The organism is Bacillus sp. V59.32b, from assembly GCF_003429085.1.
Lineage (GTDB): Bacteria > Bacillota > Bacilli > Bacillales > DSM-1321 > Peribacillus.
Map to the genome: position 1 here is coordinate 41,771 of NZ_QVTC01000020.1, position 16,059 is coordinate 57,829.

The 16,059-nt window shown below is 42.9% G+C and carries 18 protein-coding genes; 11 read left to right on the top strand and 7 right to left on the bottom strand.

Going from position 1 to position 16,059, the window contains the following annotated elements:
* Nucleotides 1-50: 50 nt before the first annotated feature.
* Nucleotides 51-380, bottom strand: a complete 330-nt coding sequence (locus D0463_RS06290; protein ID WP_117306309.1) for a YflT domain-containing protein — start codon at nucleotides 378-380, stop codon at nucleotides 51-53.
* Between the two features lie 76 nt (nucleotides 381-456).
* A complete protein-coding gene (locus D0463_RS06295) occupies nucleotides 457-1,974 on the bottom strand; it encodes a phospholipase D family protein (protein WP_117306311.1) in 1,518 nt (505 codons plus the stop codon).
* 181 nt (nucleotides 1,975-2,155) lie between these two features.
* Between D0463_RS06295 and D0463_RS06300 the strand changes: the two genes are divergently transcribed.
* The 4 genes from D0463_RS06300 to D0463_RS06320 all read left to right on the top strand — a co-directional run bounded on the left by D0463_RS06300 (nucleotide 2,156) and on the right by D0463_RS06320 (nucleotide 4,177).
* The gene (locus D0463_RS06300; protein ID WP_117306313.1) at nucleotides 2,156-2,833 is read left to right on the top strand and encodes a uracil-DNA glycosylase; all 678 of its coding nucleotides are present in this window, start codon (nucleotides 2,156-2,158) and stop codon (nucleotides 2,831-2,833) included.
* 229 nt (nucleotides 2,834-3,062) lie between these two features.
* Nucleotides 3,063-3,392, top strand: a complete 330-nt coding sequence (locus D0463_RS06310) for a hypothetical protein (protein ID WP_117306317.1) — start codon at nucleotides 3,063-3,065, stop codon at nucleotides 3,390-3,392.
* A gap of 101 nt (nucleotides 3,393-3,493) precedes the next feature.
* On the top strand, nucleotides 3,494-3,781 hold the full coding sequence (locus tag D0463_RS06315; RefSeq protein WP_117306319.1) for a YwdI family protein: 288 nt from the start codon (nucleotides 3,494-3,496) through the stop codon (nucleotides 3,779-3,781).
* 27 nt (nucleotides 3,782-3,808) lie between these two features.
* On the top strand, nucleotides 3,809-4,177 hold the full coding sequence (locus tag D0463_RS06320) for a DUF423 domain-containing protein (RefSeq protein WP_117306321.1): 369 nt from the start codon (nucleotides 3,809-3,811) through the stop codon (nucleotides 4,175-4,177).
* 72 nt (nucleotides 4,178-4,249) lie between these two features.
* Here D0463_RS06320 and gerQ read toward each other — a convergent pair whose 3' ends face one another.
* Together gerQ and hemQ are read right to left on the bottom strand one after the other, a co-directional pair.
* Nucleotides 4,250-4,810: a spore coat protein GerQ gene (gene gerQ / locus D0463_RS06325; protein WP_117306323.1), complete on the bottom strand. Its 561-nt coding sequence runs from the start codon at nucleotides 4,808-4,810 to the stop codon at nucleotides 4,250-4,252.
* 143 nt (nucleotides 4,811-4,953) lie between these two features.
* Entirely contained in the window at nucleotides 4,954-5,697 is a 744-nt protein-coding gene (hemQ, locus tag D0463_RS06330) for a hydrogen peroxide-dependent heme synthase (RefSeq protein WP_117306325.1), read from the bottom strand.
* Between the two features lie 376 nt (nucleotides 5,698-6,073).
* On the opposite strand from hemQ, the gene pta reads away from it, so the two are divergent.
* Nucleotides 6,074-7,051 (top strand): phosphate acetyltransferase, encoded by a 978-nt coding sequence (gene pta, locus D0463_RS06335; RefSeq protein ID WP_117306327.1) that lies wholly within the window; start codon nucleotides 6,074-6,076, stop codon nucleotides 7,049-7,051.
* A gap of 253 nt (nucleotides 7,052-7,304) precedes the next feature.
* Nucleotides 7,305-8,141: an octanoyl-[GcvH]:protein N-octanoyltransferase gene (gene lipL / locus D0463_RS06340; RefSeq protein WP_117306329.1), complete on the top strand. Its 837-nt coding sequence runs from the start codon at nucleotides 7,305-7,307 to the stop codon at nucleotides 8,139-8,141.
* 273 nt (nucleotides 8,142-8,414) lie between these two features.
* Here lipL and D0463_RS06345 read toward each other — a convergent pair whose 3' ends face one another.
* The gene (locus D0463_RS06345; protein WP_117306331.1) at nucleotides 8,415-9,164 is read right to left on the bottom strand and encodes an RsfA family transcriptional regulator; all 750 of its coding nucleotides are present in this window, start codon (nucleotides 9,162-9,164) and stop codon (nucleotides 8,415-8,417) included.
* Nucleotides 9,165-9,461: 297 nt separating this feature from the next.
* On the opposite strand from D0463_RS06345, the gene D0463_RS06350 reads away from it, so the two are divergent.
* The 3 genes from D0463_RS06350 (at nucleotide 9,462) to D0463_RS06360 (ending at nucleotide 11,881) form a co-directional block, all read left to right on the top strand.
* Nucleotides 9,462-9,683, top strand: coding sequence for a YuzB family protein (locus D0463_RS06350; RefSeq protein WP_117306333.1), 222 nt, complete (start codon nucleotides 9,462-9,464; stop codon nucleotides 9,681-9,683).
* Between the two features lie 327 nt (nucleotides 9,684-10,010).
* A complete protein-coding gene (locus D0463_RS06355) occupies nucleotides 10,011-11,315 on the top strand; it encodes an HD domain-containing protein (RefSeq protein WP_117306335.1) in 1,305 nt (434 codons plus the stop codon).
* Nucleotides 11,316-11,371: 56 nt separating this feature from the next.
* A complete protein-coding gene (locus D0463_RS06360; RefSeq protein WP_117306337.1) occupies nucleotides 11,372-11,881 on the top strand; it encodes a YwgA family protein in 510 nt (169 codons plus the stop codon).
* A gap of 178 nt (nucleotides 11,882-12,059) precedes the next feature.
* On the opposite strand, the gene D0463_RS06365 is transcribed toward D0463_RS06360, so the two are convergent.
* Nucleotides 12,060-12,245 carry a 2-hydroxymuconate tautomerase gene (locus D0463_RS06365; protein WP_117306339.1) on the bottom strand — a complete coding sequence of 62 codons (186 nt, stop codon included), beginning with the start codon at nucleotides 12,243-12,245 and terminating at the stop codon, nucleotides 12,060-12,062.
* 139 nt (nucleotides 12,246-12,384) lie between these two features.
* Between D0463_RS06365 and D0463_RS06370 the strand changes: the two genes are divergently transcribed.
* Together D0463_RS06370 and D0463_RS06375 are read left to right on the top strand one after the other, a co-directional pair.
* Nucleotides 12,385-13,050 (top strand): site-2 protease family protein, encoded by a 666-nt coding sequence (locus D0463_RS06370; RefSeq protein WP_117306341.1) that lies wholly within the window; start codon nucleotides 12,385-12,387, stop codon nucleotides 13,048-13,050.
* A 36-nt stretch (nucleotides 13,051-13,086) separates the two neighbouring features.
* Nucleotides 13,087-13,596, top strand: coding sequence for a YwhD family protein (locus D0463_RS06375; RefSeq protein ID WP_117306343.1), 510 nt, complete (start codon nucleotides 13,087-13,089; stop codon nucleotides 13,594-13,596).
* 208 nt (nucleotides 13,597-13,804) lie between these two features.
* On the opposite strand, the gene D0463_RS06380 is transcribed toward D0463_RS06375, so the two are convergent.
* The gene (locus tag D0463_RS06380) at nucleotides 13,805-15,871 is read right to left on the bottom strand and encodes a transglycosylase domain-containing protein (protein ID WP_117306345.1); all 2,067 of its coding nucleotides are present in this window, start codon (nucleotides 15,869-15,871) and stop codon (nucleotides 13,805-13,807) included.
* Between the last annotated feature and the right edge of the window lie 188 nt (nucleotides 15,872-16,059).

The window sequence follows — 16,059 nt, forward strand, 5'->3', positions numbered from 1 at the left end:
GAAAAGAGGCAGGCTCCATTTAGGGCCCGCCTCTTTCCATGAATAAGCGATTAATTTACATCATTGCTGGCGACAAGAACGACTTTCCCTTTATCGAGATCTTTTTCATATTGTTCCGCTTCCGTCTTAGTCAAGCCAAGCGAACTCATTTTGGTACGGAGCTCATCGCCTCTGGACTTGAACATGTTTCCAACTGAATCAAGGATACCTTGTTCTTTCATGCCGATTGCTTCGGTATCCGTGTTTTCTGTCAAATGTTCGGAACGGTCTTTATCATGTGCAAACAAATAAATATTTTCTTTTGAGTAACCTGAAGTTAATAAATGATCGATTTTTTCCTTCGCTTGGACTCCATTTTCTATCACGTGTACTTGATACATGAAAATTCCTCCTTAAAGGTTGCTAGATTCGTTTTTCTGTTTATTTAATGAGATGCTGTACAGCCATGTTATATATTTAGCCTAAAATGGTCTTCGTAAAACATCTTTTTTTGGATTTATTGCCAACCATGACTCTACGGTGGCGATTTAATAGGTTGTGAACCGAAATGTAATTTTGTATTCGATAAAGCACATATTTAAGGGCAGGTAGCTTATCCTGATATTCCTCATAGTCCGCTGTATATGCGCCATCTTCGTTCGACCAGATGCGGTCGAAGTATGCTGCTACGTCTTTCGTGATTTGTTCGGAGTCCGGGGCTTGTATTTTAATATTGGCTTCAAGGTTATAATCATCCAGGTTGCGTTCTGTATAGTTGGCTGAACCGCCGATGATTATATGATCCTCTGGCCTTTGGATGTACAATAGCTTTGAATGGAACTGCTCCTTGTCCGTCTTGTACCAGCGGATTTCAATGTTGTCCTCCCCTAATTCCTGAAACTCGGCTGAGACAGGCAGATTGGGAAGTCCGATTTTCTCGGAACCGAAGGCATTTTGGTTCGGATCCAGCACCATATTGATTTTGACCCCGCGCTTGGCGGCATCGGTTAGCTCTTCAACAACTTTGCGGTCGGCTATATAGTACATTCCGAGCCAGATTCGGTCTCCTTTCCTTGTGTCACGAATGCTTGCGAGCACATGCTGATATATCTTACCTTCCGTCAGCAATTGTACCTTTATCGGTCCTTCTCGTTCAGGCTCCTTTTCATATTCGGGAAATACATCGGGGCCTTCGGAAAATCGTCCGACGGCTTCCTCAGCCTTGATAAAATCACCGATAATATTCCCATCCATTCGAAAAGCGATGTTGGAATGGAAGCCGCTTGCATCATGCGGGTTGGCAGATGAGATAATCGCTGTTTTCTCGGTTGCCAGGAGCTTTCTATGGTTTGCCTTAATATTCAACAGGCGCAGATAAGAACGGAAGGTAACTTTTGGGGCATTGCTTGCCATCGGATTGCGAATCCATCCATAACCACTTTCGCCGAACCATTGAAAAAAGGTCCGATAGACTCCGGAATAGAGCGGATTGGAATCGCGCAGGCGATCAAGGTTTGTGGTCACTACTTCGACTCCGTGTTCCTTCAATGTCTCAATTTCCTTTAATTTATATGATTGATAGGATGTATTCACTTCATCTGTAATGAAGATTACTCTCAGATTGGGCTTTGCTTTACTTTGTTCGACTATTTTTCGGGTCAATGTTTCACTGATATTTGGGAACTTTACTTTTTCATCATAATAGCCGTTAAAAAGGAACATATCGATGACAATATACGATTCTGCTTCTTCAATAGCATGATAGATCTCTTCGAAAATTCTTCGTTCATGCTGAATTTCCCCATTTTGATCCTTATAAGAAAGATCATATAGGAAGTCGACATCATCGACCTGGTGTATCTCCCCTTCATAGGAAACACCTTCTGGAAGCGGTTTATACTGGTTATATGAAATGACAATCGTAACGATAATGATAATGATAGCTGGTATATAAATGCGTTTTTTCGCATACCATGAATTTTTCTCTTTTTTCATGCCAGTTCCCCCAAATAAGAATTTGTCTTCTCTTATATATATCCAAAAGGAGAGAGGCAAGAAACCTAGCAAGCTAGCAAATATTTTCCGTAGGCCTCAAAACCGAACCTACTTTCATGCCCGAAATTCGATACCAGCCTGCGGTTATCGTATAATATTATATAGAGGGGAGTGCTTTTATATGACAAATGAAGTTTTGCATAACGATTGGCAAAAGGTACTGTCGGATGAATTTACGAAGGATTATTATAAGCGGCTTCGGGAATTTCTGAAGCAGGAATATAGCAATCATACAATCTACCCGACTGCCGGCGACATCTTTAACGCACTGCATTTAACTCCATATGAAAAAGTGAAGGTCGTCATTTTGGGACAGGACCCTTACCATGGACCGAACCAGGCTCATGGACTTAGTTTTTCCGTAAAGCCCGGCGTGCGCATGCCGCCTTCCTTAAAAAATATATTTAAAGAACTACACGATGACCTTGACTGCACCATTCCGAATAACGGATATTTAGTGGAATGGGCTGAGCAGGGCGTACTGCTTTTGAACACTGTCTTGACAGTGCGTGAGGGTGAAGCCAACTCACATCGCGGAAAAGGGTGGGAAAATTTTACGAATAAAGTGATCACCAGTTTAAGTGATAGAGATAAACCAATGGTTTTCGTCCTTTGGGGAAAGCCCGCGCAAAGTAAGATTCCGTTAATAGATGCGAGTAAGCATCATATCATCACTTCCGTGCATCCCAGTCCGCTTTCTGCAAGAAGGGGATTCTTCGGAAGCCGTCCTTTTTCACAGGTGAATGACTGTTTAAGGGCTTGGGGAGAAGATGAAATCGATTGGCAGATTTCCGGGTGATGAGCAAAAGTTGATGCAATAGCGAGGTTATAAAGCGATGGTTGAAAAAATTAACTGTATGACATGCAAGCATTATTACGTAACCTGGGACCCCCATTTTCCGAAAGGATGCAAGGCCTTCCAGTTTAAAACCTCCGCCATCCCTTCGCAGGAAGTGCTTCGGTCCTCAGGACAGCGGTGCATGAAATATGAGAAAAAACATGTTATAAAAAAGCTTTAGTCATTGTGAGTGACTTTCACGAGTAGAACCGGCAACACAATCGAAATATCGGCAACAAACAAAGAGCCGGCAACAAAACCAGTAAAACCAGTACGAAATCGAAATATCGGCAACAAACAAAGGAGCTGGCAACAAAACCAGAATTCCGGCAACGAAAGTCTCGCTTGTGGCAACAAAACCAGTAAAACCGGCAACAAAATCCAAATATCGGCAACAAACAAAGGAGCCGGCAACAAAACCAGAATTCCGGCAACGAAAGTCTCGGTTGCGGCAACAAAACCAGTAAAACCGACAACAAAATCGAAGTATGATCAAAAACATTTTACAAAAAGCGAATAGCTTTTGAATAATCGGGATTGGATTGTGTGCTCTTTGTTTATATATAAGTTTTTTGATATGCTATTAAACAGTTTAACTGAAAATTTTATGAGGTGGGGTACATGGATATTTCTTCAGATAAAGTGCTGGATAAAATAGAAGAGCTTGTAACGAAAGCCAAACATACAGCGTCCCGGGAAAAACTGGGTGGATACGCGACTGCGATTCAAGCATTATGTGATTTATTGCTTGAAGAGAGAAAGGGCATAGAAAAATATCCATCCGATCGGCAGTCACCTGTTGTGAGCCATCCCATCCAGCCGCAGGCACAACCCATATCGGTTTCTATGCCGTCATCAAAGCCGGTAAAGATGGATGATGCAAATGGGGATTCTTTGTTTGATTTTTAACATGGTAAATTGAGAGGAGTTTTTATATTGAAGCTGTTTATTATTTTAGGGGCAATCAATGCCTTTATTGCTGTTGCTCTTGGTGCATTCGGGGCTCATGGTTTAGAAGGAAGAATTCCTGATAAATACTTAGAAACATGGAAAACGGCGGTTACATATCAAATGTTCCATGCAACCGGATTGATGATCATCGCTCTTGTCTCAGGTAAAATCGGCGGGCCGCTTATGACCTGGTCAGGTTGGTTAATGTTTATCGGCATCATTTTGTTCTCAGGCAGCCTTTTTGTATTGAGTGTTACGCAAATTAAAATATTGGGTGCGATCACTCCTTTAGGCGGAGTTTCCTTCCTGGCTGCATGGGTGCTGTTCATTGTGGCTGTATACAAGAACTTATGACAAATTGAGGATGGCTTTTTGGGAATGTTCAAGATTCCTTAAAAGCCATCCTCTTTTAATTATGTTCTTTCCTTACCTTGGCGGATATACGGAAAGGTTCGCGGTTCCGCCGTACGGGTAATCATATTCAATTTCTTCTTCAAATGTAACATAATCGACAGCGACCATCAGAATCAGGTAACGGGCTCCGGTTTGCGGGTCACTCAGAATGACATGATCACGGCCGGCCGCTTCGATGATACCTTTGAAGACCTTGGCATTCCATTCTTTATTACCCTCAAACGTAGCGTAAACGGTTGCTAACTTCCCTCTATTCAAGCGAAGGATATTTTCAATGTATGAAGCTTCGGCAGGCAGCATGCCCGGCACCTGTGCCCCCGGCGGAGCAGGTTGGCCGCCAGGCGCGGCTTGCATGCCTCCTTGTGGGCCGTTGCCTGCTTGTGGCCCCATGCCTCCCTGTGGCCCCATGCTTCCTGGAGGCATCTGATTTTGTGAGTAACCTCCCGGCGGATATTGGGGGTACTGCGGTTCCGCGCGTTGAGCGGGATTTACATTTGCATAGGGATAGTAGGGGACACCTCCCGGATACCCGAAGTTTCCCTGAGGACTCTTGCTGTTGTTTTGCTGACTCATCAATTTCCCTCCATATCGTTAATATAATAAAGGCAGGACTTGAATGAATAGAAGAAATCATCACTATTTCATATGTATGGGTGGGGAGTTGCTTTTATGACTTGGAAAATAAAAAAGCTCCCAAAGGAGGGAGCTTCCGGATATTATACGTGCAAGAAGGATTGAATCTTTTCTTCGGGAAGAAGATTGCCAACGTAGAAGGCACCGAATTCGCCGTAGCGGGCGCTGACTTCGTCAAAACGCATTTCATAAACGAGTTTCTTGAATTGAAGGACATCATCGGCGAATAAGGTAACGCCCCATTCATAGTCGTCAAAGCCGACAGAGCCGGTAATGATTTGCTTTACTTTCCCTGCATATTGGCGGCCGATCATCCCGTGTGAACGCATCATGGTGCGGCGATCTTCCATTGGGAGCATGTACCAGTTTTCTTCACCCTGGCGGCGCTTGTCCATTGGATAGAAGCAGACATGTTTTGCTTTCGGGAGAATCGGATACAGGCGAGCCTGAAATTGAGGGTTTTGGTAAGGATCCTCGTCCTCTGGCAGGTAATTCCCCAATTCTACAACAGAAACATACGAATAGGCCGGAATGGTATACTCGGCAAGCTTGGACTTATTGAATTCCATTTCAATTTCGTTTAATTCCTCCATTGTAGGTCGAACAAACATCAGCATAAAATCGGCTTTTTGGCCAACGATAGAATAAAGGGCATGACTGCCTTCTTTTTTGCTTTGGGTTTTATTCCATTTTTCCAATAAACTATTGAATTCTGAAATAGCCGCCTGGCGTTCGTCGCTCGTAAGCATTTTCCATGAAGTCCAGTCAATCAGACGGAAGTCGTGCAGGCTATACCAGCCATCAAGTGTTTGTGCAGGTTCACTCATTACGATCACTCCTATATTTCTTTAATTACATCAATACTATACCATAGTTTAAATTAAAGATAATTTCTCAGGTCCATATTCGCAATTTGTTCGGAAAATGTTCATATTTTTAAAATTTCCGAACTGGTAAAATCTAAACATAAGGATGATGTGCAATGGAATAATAAGTAATGGGTTTAACAAATGAAAAAAAGGAAATCATTCTAAAAGAAACCTTATTAAAGTGTTGTTATTTTCCGAATTTAATAACATTTTTATTGAAAACGCCAACAACTTTCCCAATGATAGAATTCTTAATGATGAACGGGTATCCTTAATTACGAAAAGGGCATTTTAACAGAATCCGGTATTTAAATTAAACGGAGGAGGAGATAATATGAGTGACTTATTTGAATCATTAAAAGCAAAGATTTCAGGAAACAATCTGAGAATTGTATTTCCTGAAGGGATGGATGAGCGTATCCTTACGGCAGCTGGGAGGCTTGCAAAGGAGAAACTTGTTACACCGGTCCTAATCGGCAATATCGAACAAGTTCAGGAGAAAGCAAAATCTTTAGGCGTTTCCGTTGAAGGCGCCGAAATCTATGACCCTCATAATTACATGATGATGGACGAGCTGGTCGCGTCATTTGTGGAACGCCGCAAAGGGAAAGCAACTGAAGAAGAGGCGCGAAAAATCCTGCTGGACGAGAATTATTTTGGTACGATGCTCGTTTTTACAAACAAGGCGGACGGTCTCGTAAGCGGAGCGGCACATTCTACTGCTGAAACTGTACGACCGGCTCTTCAAATCATCAAAACGAAGGAGGGCGTCAAGAAAACATCGGGTGTCTTCATCATGGTACGCGAGGATGAGCAATATGTCTTTGCCGATTGTGCGATTAACATTGCGCCAGACAGCACCGATTTAGCTGAGATCGCCATTGAAAGTGCCCGCACAGCCCAAATGTTTGATATTGAACCGAGAGTGGCGATGCTAAGCTTCTCGACAAAAGGTTCAGCTAAATCACCAGAAACGGACAGAGTCGCCGAAGCCGTCCAGGAAGCAAAGAAAATGAATCCAATGCTCATATTGGACGGGGAGTTCCAATTTGACGCGGCCTTCGTTCCATCTGTGGCCCAGAAAAAAGCTCCAGACTCACCGCTCCAGGGAGATGCGAACATATTCATTTTTCCTAGTCTGGAAGCTGGTAATATCGGCTATAAAATTGCGCAGCGATTAGGGAATTTCGAAGCCGTCGGGCCGATTCTTCAAGGCTTAAACCGTCCGGTAAACGATCTGTCCCGGGGATGCAACGAAGAAGATGTGTATAAGCTGGCGATCATTACTGCCGCTCAGGCCCTCCATAAATAAGAATGATCAGGCTGCCCTCTCCAGCAAGGCAGCCCCTTATTTATTGATTTCATGCTATAATGAGATGAGGATTTTTAAAGAAAACTCGTCGATTGACGAGCCATATGGCGGAGATTAGACGTAGTTGAGGCCCACAGGAAGTGGGTCACACAGACGAAGACATAAGGACGTGGCGCACTTAGTCAGTGTTCTGATTTATGCAGAAAAGAAAGTCTAAAACTTTCCTTTCTTCGAAAAAAAGGAAGAAAAACCTATGAATGATAAAGAGTCGTTATTAATACAGCCAGAGTGGCGAATTATAGATCAATCTTCATTGGGACCGCAGTTTCATGCATTGCAGTCTTTTGCCATGGATGATACGCTATGCGCTTCGGTAGGAAAGGGTGATTCCCCGGCAGTGGCCCGGGCCTGGGTTCATCATCGAACAATTGTACTCGGAATCCAGGATAGTAAACTACCGTTTCTTCAAAAGGGCATCTCCTACCTCGCAGAACAAGGATACGATGTGATTGTGAGAAATTCCGGTGGTCTAGCAGTTGTATTGGATGAAGGAGTATTAAACCTTTCTTTGATTTTTCCGGAAACAGAACGAAAGATTGACATCAACCGCGGCTATGATGCGATGTGGATGCTTATTAAAACGATGTTTGCCGATTTTGGGATGTTGATTGAAGCGAAAGAAATTGCAGGTTCTTATTGTCCAGGAAGCTATGATCTCAGCATTGGCGGGAAAAAATTCGCCGGAATTTCACAGAGAAGGATTCGCGGCGGGGTAGCTGTCCAGATTTATTTGTGCGTCAGCGAAAGTGGATCCGAGAGGGCGGAGCTGTTAAAGGAATTTTATCGGCAAGGGAAGAATCATGCTGAAACTAAGTTCTCCTATCCTGATATACGGCCGGAAGTGATGGCTTCCTTATCCGAACTGTTAAACACACCGCTTACGATTCAGGATGTGATGCTCCGGTTTCTACAAGCCTTAAAAATCAGGAGCGGAACGATACATGCCAGCGGGCTGACCCCGCAGGAACTACCATTATATGAAATGTATTTGGCCAGAGTGGCTGAACGCAATGAAAAAGCTTTTGCTTGAAAAGCCAAAAAAATCTGTTTAGTCCCTCCATGGGCCTTTAAACAGATTTTTTTCATGGACAGAGATTCCTGTTATTCTTTCACATGTGAAAAAGTTCTATGTGAATGGGGCTGTCGCCAATCGTTTCTCCTTTAAAGAATTATATAGATTTTGGTTTTTAAAGTGAAAGACAGTGTGAATTTTTTAACTTTGAAAGATGTCTAGCTACGACGCACAGGACGTGGCAGTTTTTAGTCGATGGTCCTTACTTACAGGACGCTTCCGCTTTTCTATTTATTCCGCCAATTTTTCTAAATTCCCATTCCGGTCCATTTTGAATTTAGTGGCCGGACGCTCGTCTTCCTCTAACAGAACGAGCTTCCTCGCTCTGTTCATGATGTTCATTAACATCTCATAATCTTCCTGAATTATGCCTGTATTCTGTTCCAGATTCTCAGCTTTTTTCTCAAGCTGCTGGTTTCTTTTTCTCAATTCTTCCATTTCGAGCTTTAATCTTTCGTTCTCTGATTTTAACACTTCGGCCTGCAGTATCATGGTATTCATAGATTGTAAATACGTAATAACAACGTCGAGTGTGAGAGTGTGGCTGTCACTTCCTTCGTTGCGCGCTTCATTTGCAGGGGCAACCGTCTCTGGAATGGCATAAGTAATTGTTTCGGCCTCTAATTCCGATTCAAGTTCTAATTCCGTTACGTTTGATTCGTGTTGATGGGACCCCACTCTAATATCCTCAATAGTCGGAGCTGGAGGAGTATAGAGCAGCTTTTTCTTGCCTCCCTGATCCTTGCCCAGGATCCGCTGTCGTTGTTTTCTTTGCTTTTTCGCCAATTGGAGCGCCTTGTCGTAATTATGGCGGACAACTGCATTCCAGCGGAATCCACAGGCCGCAGAAGTGCGGTTCAGCTTATCTCCAACCTCTTCAAAAGCGTTTAATTGGGTGCTGCCTTCACGGACATGCCGCAGAACAGTCTCTGCTAATAGCAAATCATCTTCCTCTGTCCAAGCGTCTTGACGGACTTTCATACTACCTACTCCCTTTCTTTTAACATTCAATATTCATAGCTTAGTAAATGTGAAAGTTCATGATTTAATTAAGCGAACTTCCAACGGGGTGTTACGGTTTAACCTGCTGGTCCTACTTACATCTTGGACAATTCAGGGATATTTTATACAAAAAAGTTAAAAGGATAGTAGTTTTTTGGCAGTTATGCAGATTCATTGTAAGACAGACAGCCTTGAAATTAGTCCTTAGAAAATGTAGAATACCTGTTAGTGTTTTGTTTTATGATTGTTTTACATAGAAAGGATGGTGACCCTGGGATGTCAAATGAATTCAGGGTGTGTGACGATTGTCAGGCAACGAACATCAAGACCCTTATTCCCCGTCTGCAAAAGCTTGATCCGAACGCGGCGATTGATGTAGCCTGCCAATCCTATTGTGGCCCCGGCCGAAAGAAATCATTCGCATTTGTTAATAACCGTCCTGTTGCAACGCTGACAGAGGATGAGTTAATAGAAAAAATTGATAAAAAGCTTAAGTGATGTCTATCCTTCATGAACGGCAGCTGCCTTATATAGTTACTTCGAATTAATAGATCACCCGCATCCAGCATGCAGCGGTGATTTTATTTTTTTTAGTTAAAGTATAACTTTTTTAACTTTGAAGGATGTCTGGCTACAGCGCCCACCAGCCTCGACGCACAGGACGTGCTAGTGCCGAAGAAGACATAAGGACGTGGCGGTCTTAGTCGTTCTTCTTTAATTACAGGGTGCTTCCGCTTTTCTTATAAATGTCGGATTTTGATGAAGTATGGTTTTTTGCTGCAGACAAGATATAATAGAAATGGATAAGAAAAAAGGGGGTAGCCAATGGGATATTCCACGGAAAAGCTTAGTGAGGAAAAAGTATTTAAAGACCCGGTTCACCGCTATATTCATGTACGGGACCAGGTGATTTGGGATTTAATAGGAACGAAGGAATTTCAGCGTCTGCGCCGTATTCGTCAGCTGGGAACTACTTATCTGACCTTTCATGGAGCAGAACATAGTCGGCTGAACCATTCACTCGGTGTTTATGAAATTGTCCGCAGAATCATCGACGATGTGTTTGTGGGGAGGCCTGAATGGAAACAGGAAGAGCGTCTTTTATGTTTATGTGCCGCCCTTCTTCATGATTTGGGGCACGGGCCTTTCTCGCATTCCTTCGAAAAAGTTTTCGACCTGGACCACGAGCATTTTACCCGGCAGATCATTTTAGGAGATACAGAAGTTAACCGCGTCCTATCTAAGGTTGGTGGAGCGTTTCCGAAAAAGGTAGCGGAAGTAATCGCGAAAACATACGAAAGCAAACTCGTGGTCAGCATGATATCCAGCCAGATTGATGCGGACCGGATGGATTACTTGCAGAGAGATGCTTATTTTACGGGGGTTAGTTACGGACATTTTGATATGGAACGTATCTTGCGCGTGATGAGGCCGCGGGAGGACCAGGTGGTTATTAAACAGAGCGGCATGCATGCTGTGGAAGATTACATCATGAGCCGATATCAAATGTATTGGCAGGTTTATTTTCATCCGGTGACCAGAAGCGCGGAAGTCATTCTTACGAAAATTTTACATAGAGCCAAGCATTTATACGAATCGGGATATCGCTTTCAAGAAGAGCCTCACCATTTTTATTCGCTGTTTAAGGGAGACGTTACTTTAGCGGATTATTTGAAAATGGACGAATCCGTCATGCTCTATTATTTTCAGATATGGGAGGAAGAGAAGGATCATATTCTCAGAGACCTCTGTGACCGTTTTATGAACCGTAAACTATTTAAATATACCGAATTTCATCCGTCGAACGATCAGATGAATAAGCTAATGGAATTAAAGAGCCTCTTTAAACAGGCTGGCATTGATCCGGAATATTATCTTGTGGTCGATTCATCCTCAGACCTTCCGTATGACTTTTACCGTCCTGGTGAAGAAGAAGAAGAACGGCTTCCGATTCATTTGCTGAAGAATAATGGCGAGATAAGTGAGTTATCAGTAGAATCAGAAATTGTTGATGGAATTTCAGGAAAAAGAAGGACAGACCATAAACTATATTTTCCCGGCGATCTCCTTAAGGATGATTCAACGGATAGAGAAATCAAACGCCAGATACGTGAACTGCTGGATCTTTAAGGATTAATCCTGTATTTCAGAGAAAAAGCAACATTTTGGGTGAGGAGTGACGAGGCTTGTTTAAGGATCATGCAAAAATTATCAATGCCATTTCGGCAGCCGGTGAAGTTACGGGGAGAAAAAAGCTTCAAAAAATCATTTTCATCGCCAAGAAGCTATCTTTCCCTTTTCAAGAAAAATTCTCTTTCCATTTTTACGGACCATATTCCGAAGAGTTGACGCTGCGAATCGAAGAGCTCTGCAATATGGGATATTTAAGTGAAGTAAGGGAAAAAAAGGCGGGGTATTATCAATACTGTTATTCTATCACCGATCCAGGTATGGACTTTCTCACGATGCATGAATTGGACATGCCTGCGCTTGGGGATTGCTTACTAGATATGAATGCACAGAATGCGCGTTTCCTCGAGCTTGTTTCAACCGTCCTTTATTTTGATGCGCTGGAAAGAGACGAAGTAGTGGAGAAGATCGCCACATTAAAAAGCAAACAAAAATACACGCATGAAGAAATTGATCAAGCATATGCATATATTGATCAGCTAAAAGAGAAAGCTAAGGTAAATTAAAGAGGAACGCTTGGAGTATCTTTGTCCAAGCGTTTTGTTGTAATAAATGTGAGGATTTTTCTGGAAGGGTATCTTTTAATTTCTATATAATATCCAGACGGCGGAGTTTAGTATCCAAACCAACAATTATTAACCGTCATTATAAAAGCCAAACCGAAAACCGATTTGGCCTTATCGATTACTCGTCGCTCAGGCGTTTTCCGGCGACTCCGTAATGGTTTTTAGACATTTCTTCAATAAAAACGACTACTTTATCCTTTGATGCGCCGGTCGTTTCCGTAACGGCTTCGGTAACCTTCTCTACTAGCGCTTTCTTTTGTGCATCGGATCTTCCTTCAAGCATTTTCACAGTAACGTAAGGCATGGCTACTTTCCTCCATTCATATTCTTTCTTTGTAGTGTTCCATATGATCAGGAAAAAAGCAATCCTGAAGTGCAGTCCATTTTATATTATGATGTCTTTTCATGTATACTTACGGTAATAAAGAATCGGGGAGAAAAAAATGGAGAATTTTTTAAATCAGTTTTTAGCATTTTCTTTGGAAGAAATACCATTTGTCGTAGTCGTGTTATTGATCGCATTCACGCTACATGAATTTTCCCATGCATATGTGGCTTATAAATTTGGCGATCATACTGCAAAGGATCAGGGACGGGTCACATTGAACCCGATCAACCATTTAGATCCGCTTGGAACCCTGCTTTTGTTGATTGCAGGGTTCGGCTGGGCACGGCCTGTCCCGGTAAACCGTTATAATTTTAAGCGACCGCGGCTGGCTGGGGTGCTCGTTTCTTTTGCAGGTCCCTTTAGTAATTTACTGCTCGCAACGGTTGGTCTTATCATTTGGCACAGTCTTGCGGCCGCGGGGCTTAGTACGAATTTGCCGGTCTACGTATATACCTTTATCCATTTGTTTATACAACTAAATATTGTTTTATTTGTTTTCAATTTGCTCCCTTTTCCGCCTTTGGATGGATATCGTATTATACAGGATTTGGCCCCGGACAATATCAGGGCGAAGTTGACACAATATGATTCATACGGAGCACTCATTTTTTTAATATTGGTAATCACCCCGCTGAGTCAATATACAATCCAACCAATCTTTCAGGTGGTATTGCCGTTAGTCACGAACACGCTGAATGACTTGATTTCTACATTATTCTAGGTGCCTGGCACCACTCTATATAAAGGAGGCAACATGATGGATAAGCAGAAGCTTGGTTTCAATATCATTAAAAATGATCCAACGGAGGGACATGGCGGATTTGGTGCAGGTGTGTTGACGCTCGACAACATCTCGCCAGTGATTATTGACGTGGATGCGGGGGAGGCGTCTGTTGATATCGGGGCATTGCATGCGAGAAGTACGGTGGAGCGGGGCATTAAGTTCCTTAAGGTTAAAGAGGAAGTCCCCAATGGCAAACCGTATTGGCTTGTTTGGGTGACGATTGAAACGACACAAGAGGGCCCACTTTATGCCGGGGTCACAGCCTGTGAGATGACAGTGGACCGCTCCATTAGAAGAGGCTATAAATCGTTGCCTGAGCATGTAAACCGTATGGATAAATCATTGAAGCGTCATGTTATTGTCAAACATATGGACGATAAATCAAAGACAGTGCTGGCAGAGTTTTTGAAAAATCATAACGCTGATATGTGGAACCATTCATCAGATGAGTTGAAGAAGGGGTTAAACGCAGACGACTTGTAAGAATTCAGTCATTAGCTAAACTTACCTGTCTCTCATAAGTTCACCAGCACTTCTACCTTTAAGAAAAAATGTCAAAATTTTAAACTTACCACTTGTGAATACTTCGTAAAATAAAGTAAACTAAATACAGCGTGTAACGCTGTAAAACAAGGACATGAAAAACCTCGAGACGCTCCGTTCTCGAGGTTTTTCGTTTCTAAAAATCAAATCAATTCCAAAAACGTAACAATCGTTTATACCATTTGTCTTTTTCTTTTTTCTCTGTTTCCTGTATAGAGTGCTTATTATTTGGTAGATGCTCGGTACAGAACTCCGTTGGTTCTGTTCCCTTCACATAATAGGCAAGTTTTTTCACCGGACAATGGGATGTCGCGAGCTTGCCGTTTGCAGGATTGATATATACGCCAACTACATTGTCTGTCTCCTTGAAATCTTTCTTCGGTTTATCTTGTAAGCTTTCTTCCATAAACCCGGCCCAGATTTTTTTAGCGTACGTTTTTTCAGCGCTCGCCGTGATTTTTTGTGGCTGGTCATATCCGGCCCATACCCCGGTAACCAGCTGCGGCGTATATCCAATCATCCAACTGTCAGTTTCTGTTGTGCCGGATTTGCCGGCATACTTCCTCGTCAGTTGAGAAGCGATGGAGCTCCCGGTCACCTTTGTATAACCGTTGAGTTTCTTATCAAAAATACCTGTCAGCATGTCAGTCATCACAAATGCTTGCGCTGGATTAAGTACTTGCTTTTTTTTACCTTTTTGTTCGAAAATAATCTCGCCCTTATGATTTTCCACCCTTTTAATATAAACAGGCTTGTTTTTTTTACCGCCATTGGCAAGCATACTGTAGGCGTTAACCATCTCAATTACCCGTACGCCTGACGTACCAAGTGCGGCCGACGGAACATGCGCCATTTTAGTACTTAGGCCAAATCGGCGCACCGTGTCAATCAGTGTTTTTTCACCCAAAAATAAATGGGTTTTAACAGCATACACATTATCCGATAAAGCAATGGCCTGGGCCATGGTTATTTCGGAATCGGCATACTGATGGTTAAAATTATGTGGCGTATAGGAAGATTTGCCGTCATCATATGTGAAAGTAGTCAGTTCGCTTCTCAATGTTGAGGATGGTGTAAACCCTTTTTCTAGGGCGGCATAGTATAGCAGCGGCTTAATCGTCGAACCAGGCTGCCTGATCGCATGGATTGCACGGTTATAAGGAGTCTTATCATACTTCCTTCCGCCTACCATCGCTTTGACTTCTCCCGTTTTCGGATTCATGGCGACCATTGCTGCTTGTATATCGGATGACGCTCCAATGACATGGTCGAGCGTCTTTTCAGCAATATCCTGCGCCTTTGTATCCAGCGTTGTATATACTCTCAAACCACCCATTTGAATGGTGCGATCGTCCAAATCCAGCTGTGTCTTTAAAGCCTGCTTAACGGCATCCTGAAAATAGGGCGCTATCTTTCTATCAACCGATTTATGTCCCCGGTTAAACGCCAGCGGCTTCTGGCTTTCTTTCTCCACCGTTTCCTTAGGGATCATATCTCCACTCGCCATCGCGCGCAAAACAACCTTTTGCCTTTTTTTCGCCTGATTCATTGATAAGAACGGAGAGTAGTTGGCAGGCCCTTTTGGTATTCCGGCCAGCATGCTCGCTTCGGACAAAGTTAAATTTTTGGCATTCTTCCCGAAATAGTACTGGCTTGCCGCCTGAATCCCGTACACCCCGTGACCATAGTAAATCGTATTCAGATAGCCTTCCAATATCTCTTCTTTTGAATAATTGGTTTCCAGTCTGATTGTATAGAAGGCTTCGTTAAATTTACGGTTCCATGTTTTATCGTGGCTCAGGTATAGATTCCTGGCGTATTGCTGGGTAATCGTACTTGCCCCCTGAACCTTCGACATTGCGTTTAGATCCGCTAAAACAGCACCCGCAATCCGCTTCGGGTCAAAGCCATGGTGCTTGTGAAATTGACGGTCTTCCACTGCGATAGTCGCATCTACCAAGGCTGGGGAGATATCATGTAAATCCACCCAATACCTTTTCTGCCCGTTATTGCTTTCCCCTATCAAGCTGCCATCGTCACTGTAAAAAAGAGTGGATTGAGGAACTGTTAAGGGAGGAGCTCCTAGTGTTTTTGAAAAAATGACAAGTGAAGCCAGCAATAAAAAAGCAAGGATTACGGCCATCCCTGTAAAGATGATAATCGCCCGGATGTATTTGGCTTTACGCTTGAACCGTTGGCCTGTAATCAATTCCACTGTTTACACCTCGTTCCTCCAGAAAATGTTATTATCAGTATGAAAATAATCGCTCTGTTTTAAACATCGTCTAAGAAAAAAGGACAACTTTTTTCTTGCTTTTTCATAGGATTCGGCTATACTTTTTCTAGTTTGTAATTTTTTTGTTGGGGAACGTTAATATGGACGAGGATTGTCAATGAAGCTCA

What these genes read in the sequence shown, in the direction of transcription:
- D0463_RS06290 (WP_117306309.1), bottom strand. Translation starts at nt 380, where the DNA reads ATGTATCAAGTACACGTGATAGAAAATGGAGTCCAAGCGAAGGAAAAA.
- lipL (WP_117306329.1), top strand. Translation starts at nt 7,305, where the DNA reads ATGAATGATAAAGAGTCGTTATTAATACAGCCAGAGTGGCGAATTATA.
- D0463_RS06345 (WP_117306331.1), bottom strand. Translation starts at nt 9,164, where the DNA reads ATGAAAGTCCGTCAAGACGCTTGGACAGAGGAAGATGATTTGCTATTA.
- hemQ (WP_117306325.1), bottom strand. Translation starts at nt 5,697, where the DNA reads ATGAGTGAACCTGCACAAACACTTGATGGCTGGTATAGCCTGCACGAC.
- D0463_RS06295 (WP_117306311.1), bottom strand. Translation starts at nt 1,974, where the DNA reads ATGAAAAAAGAGAAAAATTCATGGTATGCGAAAAAACGCATTTATATA.
- D0463_RS06300 (WP_117306313.1), top strand. Translation starts at nt 2,156, where the DNA reads ATGACAAATGAAGTTTTGCATAACGATTGGCAAAAGGTACTGTCGGAT.
- D0463_RS06370 (WP_117306341.1), top strand. Translation starts at nt 12,385, where the DNA reads ATGGAGAATTTTTTAAATCAGTTTTTAGCATTTTCTTTGGAAGAAATA.
- D0463_RS06350 (WP_117306333.1), top strand. Translation starts at nt 9,462, where the DNA reads ATGTCAAATGAATTCAGGGTGTGTGACGATTGTCAGGCAACGAACATC.
- pta (WP_117306327.1), top strand. Translation starts at nt 6,074, where the DNA reads ATGAGTGACTTATTTGAATCATTAAAAGCAAAGATTTCAGGAAACAAT.
- D0463_RS06375 (WP_117306343.1), top strand. Translation starts at nt 13,087, where the DNA reads ATGGATAAGCAGAAGCTTGGTTTCAATATCATTAAAAATGATCCAACG.
- D0463_RS06315 (WP_117306319.1), top strand. Translation starts at nt 3,494, where the DNA reads ATGGATATTTCTTCAGATAAAGTGCTGGATAAAATAGAAGAGCTTGTA.
- D0463_RS06365 (WP_117306339.1), bottom strand. Translation starts at nt 12,245, where the DNA reads ATGCCTTACGTTACTGTGAAAATGCTTGAAGGAAGATCCGATGCACAA.
- gerQ (WP_117306323.1), bottom strand. Translation starts at nt 4,810, where the DNA reads ATGAGTCAGCAAAACAACAGCAAGAGTCCTCAGGGAAACTTCGGGTAT.
- D0463_RS06355 (WP_117306335.1), top strand. Translation starts at nt 10,011, where the DNA reads ATGGGATATTCCACGGAAAAGCTTAGTGAGGAAAAAGTATTTAAAGAC.